14 protein-coding genes are annotated in these 12,207 nt (G+C 41.8%); 4 read left to right on the top strand and 10 right to left on the bottom strand.

The annotated features are described in order from the left end of the window. Positions 1-188 precede the first annotated feature (188 nt). The 3 genes from N8M93_RS06165 (at position 189) to N8M93_RS06155 (ending at position 1,346) form a co-directional block, all read left to right on the top strand. On the top strand, positions 189-641 hold the full coding sequence (locus tag N8M93_RS06165; RefSeq protein WP_261130385.1) for a helix-turn-helix transcriptional regulator: 453 nt from the start codon (positions 189-191) through the stop codon (positions 639-641). A gap of 75 nt (positions 642-716) precedes the next feature. Next, positions 717-1,007 (top strand): hypothetical protein, encoded by a 291-nt coding sequence (locus tag N8M93_RS06160; protein ID WP_261130384.1) that lies wholly within the window; start codon positions 717-719, stop codon positions 1,005-1,007. A 12-nt stretch (positions 1,008-1,019) separates the two neighbouring features. Further along, on the top strand, positions 1,020-1,346 hold the full coding sequence (locus tag N8M93_RS06155; RefSeq protein WP_261130383.1) for a spore coat protein: 327 nt from the start codon (positions 1,020-1,022) through the stop codon (positions 1,344-1,346). A gap of 183 nt (positions 1,347-1,529) precedes the next feature. Here the strand turns inward: N8M93_RS06155 and N8M93_RS06150 are convergent, their stop codons facing one another. From N8M93_RS06150 to N8M93_RS06110, 9 genes are all read right to left on the bottom strand, one after another. Continuing rightward, positions 1,530-1,781 (bottom strand): YusU family protein, encoded by a 252-nt coding sequence (locus N8M93_RS06150; RefSeq protein WP_261130382.1) that lies wholly within the window; start codon positions 1,779-1,781, stop codon positions 1,530-1,532. A 69-nt stretch (positions 1,782-1,850) separates the two neighbouring features. Then, positions 1,851-2,501: a response regulator transcription factor gene (locus N8M93_RS06145; RefSeq protein WP_261130380.1), complete on the bottom strand. Its 651-nt coding sequence runs from the start codon at positions 2,499-2,501 to the stop codon at positions 1,851-1,853. Then, a complete protein-coding gene (locus tag N8M93_RS06140) occupies positions 2,491-4,095 on the bottom strand; it encodes a GAF domain-containing sensor histidine kinase (RefSeq protein ID WP_261130378.1) in 1,605 nt (534 codons plus the stop codon). The genes N8M93_RS06145 and N8M93_RS06140 overlap by 11 nt, the downstream gene beginning before the upstream one ends. Before the next feature lie 104 nt (positions 4,096-4,199). Beyond that, entirely contained in the window at positions 4,200-4,754 is a 555-nt protein-coding gene (locus tag N8M93_RS06135) for an NADPH-dependent FMN reductase (RefSeq protein WP_261130377.1), read from the bottom strand. A gap of 138 nt (positions 4,755-4,892) precedes the next feature. Next, positions 4,893-6,002 carry a copper resistance D family protein gene (locus tag N8M93_RS06130; protein WP_261130376.1) on the bottom strand — a complete coding sequence of 370 codons (1,110 nt, stop codon included), beginning with the start codon at positions 6,000-6,002 and terminating at the stop codon, positions 4,893-4,895. Further along, on the bottom strand, positions 5,972-6,550 hold the full coding sequence (locus tag N8M93_RS06125) for a copper resistance CopC family protein (RefSeq protein ID WP_261130375.1): 579 nt from the start codon (positions 6,548-6,550) through the stop codon (positions 5,972-5,974). The genes N8M93_RS06130 and N8M93_RS06125 overlap by 31 nt, the downstream gene beginning before the upstream one ends. Before the next feature lie 567 nt (positions 6,551-7,117). Further along, positions 7,118-7,960 (bottom strand): alpha/beta fold hydrolase, encoded by an 843-nt coding sequence (locus N8M93_RS06120; protein WP_261130373.1) that lies wholly within the window; start codon positions 7,958-7,960, stop codon positions 7,118-7,120. Positions 7,961-8,205: 245 nt separating this feature from the next. Beyond that, complete coding sequence (locus tag N8M93_RS06115; protein ID WP_261130372.1) at positions 8,206-8,739, bottom strand: GNAT family N-acetyltransferase; 534 nt, start codon at positions 8,737-8,739, stop codon at positions 8,206-8,208. Positions 8,740-8,744: 5 nt separating this feature from the next. Then, complete coding sequence (locus N8M93_RS06110; RefSeq protein WP_261130371.1) at positions 8,745-9,437, bottom strand: phosphatase PAP2 family protein; 693 nt, start codon at positions 9,435-9,437, stop codon at positions 8,745-8,747. 415 nt (positions 9,438-9,852) lie between these two features. Here N8M93_RS06110 and N8M93_RS06105 point away from each other — a divergent pair, with 415 nt between their 5' ends. Beyond that, complete coding sequence (locus tag N8M93_RS06105) at positions 9,853-10,308, top strand: hypothetical protein (protein WP_261130370.1); 456 nt, start codon at positions 9,853-9,855, stop codon at positions 10,306-10,308. A gap of 218 nt (positions 10,309-10,526) precedes the next feature. Here the strand turns inward: N8M93_RS06105 and N8M93_RS06100 are convergent, their stop codons facing one another. Beyond that, a complete protein-coding gene (locus N8M93_RS06100; protein WP_261130369.1) occupies positions 10,527-12,125 on the bottom strand; it encodes an MDR family MFS transporter in 1,599 nt (532 codons plus the stop codon). Positions 12,126-12,207: the final 82 nt, after the last annotated feature.

Below are 12,207 nucleotides of genomic sequence, written 5' to 3'. Positions count from 1 at the left end.
AACGGTAACAAAAGGTTGTACACTATATATGAACTAAATCTGATTTGACTAAACCCAACAGTATTTTAACATTTTTTCGACAACATTTTTACTTTTTTCAAAATTTAATTTTTTCTACTTTAAAATTGTAATTATTCTTGAAAAAGTGTAAAATTACACAAAACTATTTTAGGAGAGAAAAATACCAAATGAATATGGATCAGATGATTGAAATCGTGTCTTCCAAATTGAAGCTCATCCGTATCGAGCATGGATACACCCAGGATAAAATGGCATCCACATTAGGAATTTCCAAAAAGACCCTTTTACAAATTGAAAAGCAAAGGACACAAGCGAACTGGACAACGGTAGCAGCTGTGGCGGCTCTGTTCCGTAACAGTGAAATATTGAAAACATCATTAGGCGGAGACCCGGTTGAAATCGTGGAAATTCTCGCTCACCAGGGGATTGATCGACCGAAAGAACAGACACTGGGCGGTAAAGTATGGTGGAAAGATGTAAAGCAGGAGAATGGTTTCAAGTTGCAGCAAAATTTGATCAGCAAACATTACAGGATTTTGGATGCTGATAATCACCGCTGGTATAGTTCATTTGATGTTGATGAAGCTTATGAACGTCTGGATGAACTCGTTAATTCTTAATACCCCAGTTTGTATAAGTATCGGTCATTGTGGAAACCTAACCTCGACATAATGAAGAAATGAGGAGGGAACCCAATGCCACAACAACAACCACAACAACCAAATCCACAGAACCAGCAAGGGTATATGCCACAACCACCGCGTGTCATGACTGGAAAAGACCAGCTATATCTTACAGACATGATGAGCTGGAACCTGGTTGCTGCAAAGAAATGCAATTTTTTTGCTAAGCAGTGTCAGGACCAGGAAGTCAAAGCTGCAATCCAACAGGCTGCACAAATGCATACTCGTCACTATGACCAGCTCTTGCAGCATCTTCAAAGTCATTTGAATGATCAAGCTCAAAACCAGAACATGATGCAATAAGGAGGGTTAAAGATGAAAATTCAAAATCCAGAAAAAAATGTCCCTAATATACCAGAAATGAATGACCGTGATTTCATGAATGACGTGTTAGGAACCGAAAAATATTTGACAGATTCGTACTCACACGCTATGAACGAAGCAAGTCACCAGGCGCTGTATCAAGACGTTTCTTCGATCGCAAAAGAAACGCAAGATTGCCAGCGCAAGTTGTTCAATGTAATGTTCCAAAAAGGCTGGTATTCATTTGACCAGGCACAGACTCAGCAGCTGCAGCAGGATTATCAAAAGTTTTCAGGATACAAAAACCAGCTCCCTAACGGGGGAGCGACAATGCAATAAGGTAAAAAAACTTGCCTAAGTTGGTGGCTTTACGACACTCCTGTGGAAATAGCGGTTCAGGCTAGACACACAGCAAGGAACGAGCTAGGATGTTGCGCTCCCCGGGATACGAGTGGATTTCGCGGAATAATCAACTTAAATTACCTGAAAGAGGCTTGGTCCATAAACCAAGCCTTCCTTTAACTACTTATTCTGCTCATTCCGATATTGTTCGTTCCGTTCCCGAATTTCCTTGATAAGTTCTTTCATGCCTTCTTTTGCATCTGGATATTGTTCATTCCAGTGTTTTACCAGAGGGGGCATCGATTTTGACATATACGTATACAATGCCCACATCTGCACCTTCTCTTTCAGTTCATCATCCGTTTCACCTAATAACAAATCAGTATATTTAGTAAGCAGTCCATCAAACTGTTCCCTTAGCTTTTGTTCCATTAAGAAATCACCGTCCTCTCAGCGTTTGGTGCTATTCTATCATAGAGCTACCCTAATGTTAAAAATGCCTCAAGCATCGAACCACTTGTTCTTCATCGATAAGATGGCAGCTTGGGTCCGATCATGCAATCCTAACTTGCCGAGGATATTGCTCACATGTGTTTTCACTGTTTTTTCCGTTATGAACAGCTCAGTGGATATTTCTTTGTTGTTACGTCCAAGTGTGATCTGACGAAGCACATCTTTTTCTCTGGCAGTCAACTGATTGAAGCTCTTTTCTGCTTCGTTCGTTTTGGTTCCATTTGAAACATGACTCAGCAGTTGCGAGGTCGCTGTTGGATGCAGGTGGGTTTCACCAGCATATACCGCTTTGATCGATTTTACGAGTTCATCAGGCTCAATATCCTTTAGCTGGTATCCATCTGCTCCAGCCTGTAGTGCCGGAACGACATGATCCTGATCTGAAAAACTCGTCAAGACGATGATTTTCATGTTCGGGTGCTCGTCTTTAATTCTTTTTGTCGCTTCAATCCCATCCATGACGGGCATGGTCAAATCCATCAATACGACATCAGGATGGAATGCTTTAACTTGACGGATCGCCTCCTCACCGTTCGATGCCTCCCCTACCAGGTCGATTTCAGATTGGGTTCCGAGAAAGAACCTTAAACCTTTCAATACCATGAGATGATCATCCACCAACAATACTTTAATCCCCATCGTAACCCCCTCTTTCTTGCTTGATTTGAAAACGTACTTCGACTGTCGTCCCATCTTCAGGCTGGCTTTTGATTTTCAGTGTACCACCCATGATCTCCGTCCTCTCTTTCATACTTGAGAGGCCGAAGGACCAGCTTTCGTGATCATCACGTATTCTAAACCCGCAGCCTTCGTCTTGAATGCGAAGGGTGACTTCATTCTTTTTCCTGCTTAAAAACAGATGGATGTCCTGAGTTCTCGCATGCTTATGGACATTATTCAACGCTTCCTGACCGACACGCCACAGTGTTTCTTCAATCATTCTAGGTATATTCCCGACTCCTCTGATTTCTTCGGTCACATCCAGTCCTAATGATTCACCGTATTTTTTCAGGGAAATAATCACCCCTTCTTCCAAACCAGCGGGCTTCAACTGCCAGATCATCGCTCTCATTTCTCCTACAACTTCTTGGGACAAAACCTGCAATTCACTCAACGACTCTATAACCATTTCATTATCAGATATCTGTTTTACATATTCTTTCAATCCCCGCGCAGTCAAACTTAAGGAAAACAGTTTTTGGTTAACAGAGTCATGTAAATCACGGGCTAACCGATTCCGTTCTTCAATCAATGCCAATTCACGGCTTTTCTCGAACAGACGCGCTTTTTCCAGCACAAGTGAAAGGTGGTCTCCCAGGGCACGCAGTACATCCTCATCAATCTCTTCTGATTGTTCTACATTTTGATGACCGATCAGACAACCAATCCACTCTTCCCCTATCAATAACGGTATGAGAAAAGACTTTTCCATTGATAATCCGTAGTGACTAAGTTCCTGTTGGATGGTCTCATTGGAAAGTGTGTTTGTTAGATCACCATCAGAAGCAATCGGAAAACGCTTATGTACTTTTTGAGATTCATTTTGAAAATAAGTCCCTCGTAAAGCAAGGATATTTTCCTCCCTAATGAAGAAAGCAAGTGTATCCAGGTTAAACAATCGACCGATATTTTCAACCGTACATTGAGGGAGGTGGTGGATATCATTCATTTTCCATATCGCACGGCTGATTTCATCAAGTTTCGTATATTGCTCCGCCTTTTTCTGTTGAGCTTCGTACAATTTGGTCCTTTTGATCGCTGTACCGATTTGAAATGATACAGACTGCAGCAGGTCCAACTCGTCTTCTGTAAACTCGTTTTTCCCTGGTTCAGCTACATTCAATAACCCGAATTTCTCACCGCCAGCAATGAGCGGGACTGTTGCATGATGTGTAATCCCTTTCGTATCTCCCCAATCGTATTCGATCGCATCTTCAATACGTTTACAATTGATGATATTGACCGCCTTCTGTAAACGGCCATCCCAAACCTTATCCAAACACCAACATCCACCCTCACACATCGGCTTTTTCCCTTCCCAGGACAGAGCTGGCGGCAAGTTGACATCTGCGACGAATGTATAAGTCGGTTCTTTGCTGGTTAAAAAAATCCAACCCGTGGATAACCCTGTCACTTCAAGGAGTTTTTCCAAAACGGATTGAAGCATTTCCTTCAAGTCATTGGATTGATTCAACGTTTCTGCGATTACTTTCAGTGTATGGACTCTCGACATGGTCCCCTCTCCATTCTTCCATCAGACATATGAAAATCCGCCGATTTATGCCTACCATAAAAAGACGGATTTGTTTGCAATTTGAACCACACTTATATATTTTGCTATTGGATGTTTTGTTCCTGCTTAACATCAAGTTTTTCTGTCAACTCGACAAGGAGGTCGGTAATTAGTTGCAGGCGCTCTACTGCTTCTCGATCAACCAGTGAATAATCTGCATCATAACAATAAGGATCTGAAACGAATTGGTCCGGGAGCACGATTGCGTACAGTCCTCTTAAGACAGTCCTCATATTGTTCAATGCGTTGATGCCGCCCTTGCTTCCACCAGAAGCCGTAGCAATAGCTGCAGGTTTATGTTTAAAATGGCTTCCGCCGAGGAAATCCAATGCGTTTTTCAATACCCCGCTCATTCCATTATGATATTCAGGAGATGTGATAAAGAAGCCGTCCGCCTCATGAGCTGATCGGTAAAGCTTTTGTAAAGGTTCATTTTCATCATTGTCTTGATCACCTGGAAACAGTGGGAGCTTATCCCTTCCTAGGTCATAGTAGCTTACTGTGACTCCCTTTTCCTCTAGCAATTCTTTTACAATATTTGCGATTCCACGTGTCCTCGATTTTTCCATTGGACTGCCATTGATTACTAAGATATTCATTAAAAACCACGCCTTTATAGTAGTATTCATCTCAAGTATAACCGAAGCGCCATGTTACAACGTCCGATTAAGGAATGAATTCCATCTCATCAATTGGTTGTATGAATTTTTTACAACTTCTACGACTATAGTTGTACTTTAAACAACCCCAGACATGAGGGCAAGGTAAAATAAGCCAGAAGTGCCTAGACCAAGTAGAACACTTATGATCACTGGAAATTGCCTGATGATGCTGAACAAAGTTACCAGCAGCAAGACAATTCCACCTAAAGCCCATAGCAACACTCCATTCGTCATGGAGAAAGAAATCACTGACTGCGGATCGATCGTACCATCGAAAAAATACAAGAATAACGGAGAAGGCTGCTCTTGAAGCATCGTTCTCCAGACCTCATGGGGAGGAACCTGCTGGGACAAATATGCAGTCACAGAAAATACGAAAATCACAAGAATCGTTTCACCCTGGAGCGATCGTTTTACGTGATGACTGCCTTTCCGTTGAATCATTTTTTTCAGATAAAACCCGTGCACACATGCATATATGAGTACAGGGATCAACAACAAATGTTTGATCAGTAAGGCTTGCCCATATGGTAAAATCCATGAATCTACATATTGCGGGGCTACGATTTCATTCATCAAAAGCCCGCCTCCGGTCAAAATCAGCACAGCGCCAATAGAAAACGGTGTGAACCAGTTCAAAAATGGGAGCCACTCAGAATCGCGCTCAGAGCTCCAAGCAACATAAAGAAGCACGCCGATCCACCCAGCAATTGCTGCCACATGTAAAAAGTGCGCAATGAATCCGATAACAGGGTAAAGGGAGGCCGCATGACTTGCAAATGAATATGAACTAGCCAGCACAATACTTAAGAACAAACCAAGTCTCGCATAAAACGTCGTATCTTTGAGGTTGTTCTTATAGACTAGTAAGAATAGCACTCCTGCTATCAAAAGGCTTGCTAGCCACGCTTTTCCGATACTGAAGGTAAATAAAACAGAAGTGAATGTCTCCAGATACCCAATACTTTCAGAAAGGTACTGGATAATTTGTAAGAGCTGTACGAACATAAGGACTGGAATGGATCCAATCACCCATAGTAACAGCTCTTTTGAGACAACCACTTTCGGTTTGTGGTTTTTTGGTATCGACTCTAGCAGCATACCGCCTATGAGCAGTGAAAATGCTACATACAAGATACCTTTGAAAAATTCGATCATTTTACTGCCTTCTTCCTTAAGATCCACCAAATGACCCCAACACCACAGACGATCGTGATAGCAGCAATTCCAATGACGACTGGTGACAGACCATTTTCCACTTTACCTTTAGGCGTTTCGCTACTATCAGCTGCCTTTTCATCTGGCTGACCCTTGTCAGACGGCTCCTTGTCTTCACCTGTTGATGGATTTTCATCCGTGTTTTCAGTCGATTCTTCTGATTCTACTGAAAAAGTGAAATCGTCCTCCACAACGTGTGAATCTTGCGAAATGATCTTATAAGAAACGGTATACGTTCCAGTTGGAAGAGTCTTGGAAAGCTGACCGAGCATGACATTATCCTTTAGATCGATGGATTGTATTTCAATGGATTTTCCATCCTGGTCAGTAAGTGTGAATTTACTACCTTCTTTTATTTCAGAACTAAACTTGAATGTAATGATGTCCAGCGGATGCGTCACAGTTTCTCCCTCTTCAGGAGAAGTCCCTTGAAGAGAAGAATGGGCATAAGAAAATGATGGGTTGTTCAATAATGTGAACAAGATCACGAAACAGATAATCATATATTTACGCATAAGAGGTTCGATCCTTTCTTTTCAACTATCGAATCCATCTTACCACCTGTGCACTTCTGTTTCTACTCTGTTCACACTTCGTTACCTTTTTCTATTTGGCTCTTTTCTTAAAGATTGTCGCTTTTGAGTCATTTTTGTAAAGAATCACTTTTCCAAGTTGATTGGAGAACAAGTTGCGAGAAAATGAAAATCGCATTTTCTTGGTGCGATGTAACGCTGCTGAAGCTTTCCTTGTCCTGCGGGATCAGCGTGCCTACTACCTGAATAATCTCCTCGCAAGGCATGCGACGAGGAAGCTCTCTTCGACAGGACTTTCTTGTAGACGCAGGAGCAAATGCTTCCTTGAAAAGGGTCGCAAAGCGACGAGGGGGCTCACCGCACGCCCTGTGGAAAGCGAGCATCCTGGAGCAGCGGAAATCAACGACTTTTAAAGAAAACTTGGCGAGACCAAGCCTTTTGTAGGTCGAGCCTTAGTTGCCCTTATACTGAAGAAAGGATTTTATACTTTCTTTAAGTGCAGTGCAAGAGCAACAAAGTTTGCGAAAACAGCCTTCTATTTCTATCGTGTCATGCTAAAAACGCCCGGATAGCAAGCTGGAACCTCTCTTGTTCTTCTAAGAAAGGATAATGGTTACTATACTGAAATCGTAAAAATGTAGAATTGTTCAGTCCTTCGTCTATTTCTTCTGAGCATTCGATCGGGCATTGCACATCGTGTTCCCCACAAATAATCAAGGTAGGAACCTTGATATCCTTCAACTTATCTCTCAAATCAAAATTCGGGAAATCATACTCCCCGAAGTAGTCTAGCCGGTTTGCGGCCATCTTTTTAAATACATCTGCTGAAAAATAACTTTCATACTTTTCTGGTTCATTCAATGAAAGCTTCGTCCGTTCACGTGAAAGCAACTTGCGTTCATCAGGGTGTAAGCAATTGGATTTCAATCGACTTATCAAGTCTTGCATTTTATTAAACTTTGGATGTTCTGAGTTGTAGATACTTCTCTTTATCAAGGCATAATCACCGCTCGCTGCACTTCCGACAACAATCAACCGGTCTATTGAATCTGGAAATTCCAATGCGTACAGGAGACCGAGCATACCGCCAGTCGAGTGGCCTGCAAAAGACCACTTTTCAAATCCAAGTGCCTCCTTCACAGCCTCGAGGTCCTTGACCGTCTCGAACATCGAAAGTTCATCAATGTTATTATATCCGGTCGAACGGCCAGTACCGCGCAGGTTTACTAAAATAGCCTGATTTCGTCTTGAGTATATATTTGCAAAATGGTCCCCGGTTTCATTGAATTCTGAATAAAGATGTGTAATACATACCGGGATCCCATCACCCTTAGTAAAAATTTCAAATGTTCCACGGTCAGTTTGAATTAATTGTGTTTTCCATGTACTCAACTCATCACTCCCCTGATTCAAATTTCCTACTAGGAAGAAATTTCCCTTTTTTGATGATCCAAAACCTTTGATTTTAGATCATTCCATGAAATTTCAACCAATCTATTGAACGTATAATAAAATGCTGTGGTAAGCATAGATTGCTGTTTTTGAGTTTGAAAGTATACTCGCTTTCCTCAAGAAAAAATGACATAAAAAACTGGCCTCCCATCAGTAGCAGGTCAGACCAGTCCTATTTGTCCTAATTAAGATTTGATTTTCGCATACATCGTCAGATCGATGAAGCCTTTGCCACTATATGCATAATCCTTCAAAATTCCTTCCCTTTCGAAGCCTAATTTCTCGATCAAACTTAAGGAAGCATTATTATGGGGAGAGATGAGTGCACCTACCCGATGGAGGTCAAGTTCGTTGAAGCCATACTCGGTAATGGCTTCAAGCGCCTCTCTCATATAGGCTTGTCCCCAATATTCCGGAGATAGCTCATAACCGACTTCGGCTCTGTAATAGCGATGGTTCCAATTATGAAAACCACATGTCCCAATGAGTTTATTCTCCGATTTCAAGAATATCCCCCAGCGAATGACTGTATTATGCTTCAAGCCGACACGGAATTTTTGAATCAATTCCTGTGCTTCAGAAATATCCCCCATCGGATCCGAACCATAATATTTCAAGACATCTTTATTTGTAAAAAGCTCAAATAAAATTCCTGCGTGTTCGTCTTTAATTTCTTTCAAATGCAATCGATCTGTACTCAATTCCGGAAATGCTTCCATTGTCATCAATTCACCTTTCTGTGTCCACCCGATCGATTCAATATTGATAGGGCATAAATGCAAGTCAAAAGCCAGACACCACCTGCTGAAAAACCAGCAATTACATCACTAGGATAGTGGACATGTAAATAGATTCGAGAAAAACCAATCAGAAAAATCCATAATCCTGCTAACAGAACGATAGGCCAATATGGCTTCCCACTCTTGCGAAAATACTGAATCAATAAATACGCCATAATCCCATAAGCAGCGATCGAAACCATCGCATGACCACTAGGAAAGCTGTAGCCGCCTACTTCTACCAGGTGTTCTAAATCCGGCCTTTCCCGTTCAAAGGAACCTTTTAGAAACGTATTCATTCCCCACGAACCAAGAATGGTGATGAGGAGAACAAAAGCCTCCCATTTAAGACTTTTTTTCAAAAGAATAACAAGGACGATTATCACTACAAACACATATGTATACGTATCCCCTGCATGGGTCATGAAAATCATGATATTGGTCAGCCATGGTGTTTGAAGGCTATAGACAATATTCGAAATGAACGTGTCGAATCCCTGCAACTCATTTTCCAGAAGTTCATCGGTCAGTTTCGCAAAAACCCCTAATAATGCCAAAGCAGTAATAATGCCGATAATCAATTCTAGACTTATTTTCTCTAATGCTTTTTTCGTTTTTGTTGTATTCAGATCAATCATCCCATCATCCCTTTCCTCCACCCAATTACTTATTTAATTGTAATTTTGCATAAGACACCACATTCCTAAATATTAGTATTTTATCATGAAAATCAATTATGGAAATAAAAACGAAAAGTGTTTTCAAGTTAGGCTGTTTTCGCAAACTTTGTTGCTCTTGCAAGTCGTTGATTTCCGCTCCAGGATACTCGCTTTCCGCGGGGGTGCGGTGAGCCCGCAGGATAAGGAAAGCTTCAGCAGCGTTACATCGCACGAAGAAAATGCGATTTTCATTTTCGAGGAGTCTCACACCTTGCTCTCCAATCAACTTGCACATGGTGTTTATTACAAAAATAACCCAAAAGCAACATTCTTTAAGAGAAAAGCCAAATACAGAAAAGATTTCCATTTCTGGTTTTCAAGAAGGAATTTCAAATTGGCATCAAGAAATAACAATATCACAGAAAAACAAATTCTTGTTCCTAACATTTGGGGTGGTTATTTGAAGAGGTTTTTGGAAAAGCCGCGCAAACGTATTTTGAGCAAACCAACTAGAGATGTCGAGTATAAACTTGTGTTCATTGGCAGCTTGATTGGATTCTTCTCCTCTTGCCTCTATTTCGTATTGTTCGAGTATATCTTCGAATCCGTCCAAGAGATGGATAGTGCGATCATCGGGAGTTTCTCTGGTGTCCTCGCGTCATCAGCCGCTTATTTTTGCTTGAACCTTGTTGATTATCAAACCCGGAAATTCGCAATCTGTATAGCCATTTGCTCGATTTGGGGATTACTTAGCGTCAGTTATTTCTATACGATACCCGCTCTACTGTTACTATCGTCAACTTTCCTTTGTTTTTGGAGAAAAAACAGGGAGATTCGAATTATAAAATGATCGTTTAATTTCTGGACACTCTCTCTGGCATCTGAATGTTTATCCGCAAGTCAGGTTTCCTGTTCCTCGCAGAAACTAAGTTGCATCTAATCTTTAACGGACACAGCTGTATGATGTTCACAATCAACGGCTCTGGTAGGTAAAAAGAATCCTTAAATTAAATTTGGGCTCCCCCTTAACATCAATTCTCATCGATGTTTTGGAGCAGCCCTCACGATTTATACCGTTGAACGTTTATTCTCTTCTACTTGAATGATATTTTCTTCTTCGTCATCTTCCTGGTTGGATGTCTTCAATCTCACTTCTTTCAAAAACAAAACGAGGATTACTGCCAGAACCATTGTGAAAACGCCGAATAGGAATGCACCGCCCAAAGCATCACTTAAAGTGTTGCGCATTGCACTTATAACCTGGTTCAACATGTCTGCCTGTTCAGCCGGCACCTGTGCTTTGAATGCCTCAAGTTGTTCAGGATCCATAAGTACTTTGGGGTCGGCTGCTTTTTCCATGCCACCTTGAAGTCCAGCTTTACTTGTGGTTGTATCCATCTTGGCACTCATGATCATATTCATGATGGCGCCCATTACAGATACACCAATGGTACCTCCAAGCTGTCGGAACAATTGTACAGAAGAGGTTGCGACACCAAGATATTTATAAGCGACTGCATTCTGGATTGTAATGTTGAAAATCGGAAAACTGCAGCCCAGTCCAAGACCGATGATCACCAGGCGATAAATCACATCGATATTCGTACTATTGGTGTTCAACGTTGTCAGCGAGAAGATTCCAATTCCCATCATTGTAAGCCCGAATATAGCCATTTTTTTATACTTACCAGTTTTGGTGATCAATTGACCTACGATTGTACTGGACAGGACCATACTGAGCATCATCGACATCATGATGAATCCGGTTTTCGTCGCTGATGTACCGATCACGCCTTGAATGAAAAATGGCATATACATGATCGCCCCGAACATCGCCATTCCAATCAAAAGACCAATGATATTGGATATCGTAAAGACGCTATTGCCGAAGAGACTCAATGGCAAGACTGGATTCGATACCTTCCGTTCTGTATACAAAAATGCCAGTAAAGCCACGATGGAAAGCGCAAATAACCCGTTCACCTGGAAGGAACCCCAGGCATACTGATTGCCGGCCCATGAGAATGCCAGCAACATCGGAATAATCGTTGCCGCAAGAAAGACTGATCCGAAATAATCGATTCTTCCATGGTCTTTACGCGGCACACTCGGAAATAATCGCATAATCAAGACGAACGCGACAAACCCAACAGGGAGGAAGATCCAGAAAATCCACTTCCACGCAAAATGATCGACGATGTAGCCACCAAGTGTTGGGCCGAATACGCTTGAGAGTCCGAAAACTGCAGCCATCAATCCCTGCCAGCGACCACGCTCTCGTGGTGAAAACAAGTCACCGATCGAAGCGAAGGCTGTGGAAAAGATCATTCCGCCGGCTAAACCCTGGAAGCCTCTATAAAGGATGAGTTCCACCATCGTATCGGCTGTTCCACAAAAGAAACTAGCCACAATGAACAAACCAAGACCGATCAGTATGAACGGTTTCCGACCATACATATCCGATAATCTTCCCACCAGGATCGCTGTTACACTTGAGGCAAGCATGTAAATCGTAAAAATCCAACTGAAATAGTTCATACCACCCAGGTCAGAAACAATGATCGGCAATGCAGTTCCTACGATCGTCTGGTTCAGCGCAGCAAATAACATCGAGGCTAAGACCGCTACCATGATCGTTATTTTTTGTTTGATTGGTAAATGTTCCATATTTCGTTTCCCCTAACTTTCATTATATGAATAGTTCACTTCATGAATTATTGTCCGAAAAAGAAAACCTGGTGTTCACCCA

Source organism: Bacillus sp. Marseille-Q3570 (genome assembly GCF_946151055.1).
Lineage (GTDB): Bacteria > Bacillota > Bacilli > Bacillales > Fictibacillaceae > Pseudalkalibacillus.
The sequence above is the reverse complement of the archived record's forward strand: the minus strand, read 5'-3'. Positions and strand labels throughout refer to the sequence as shown.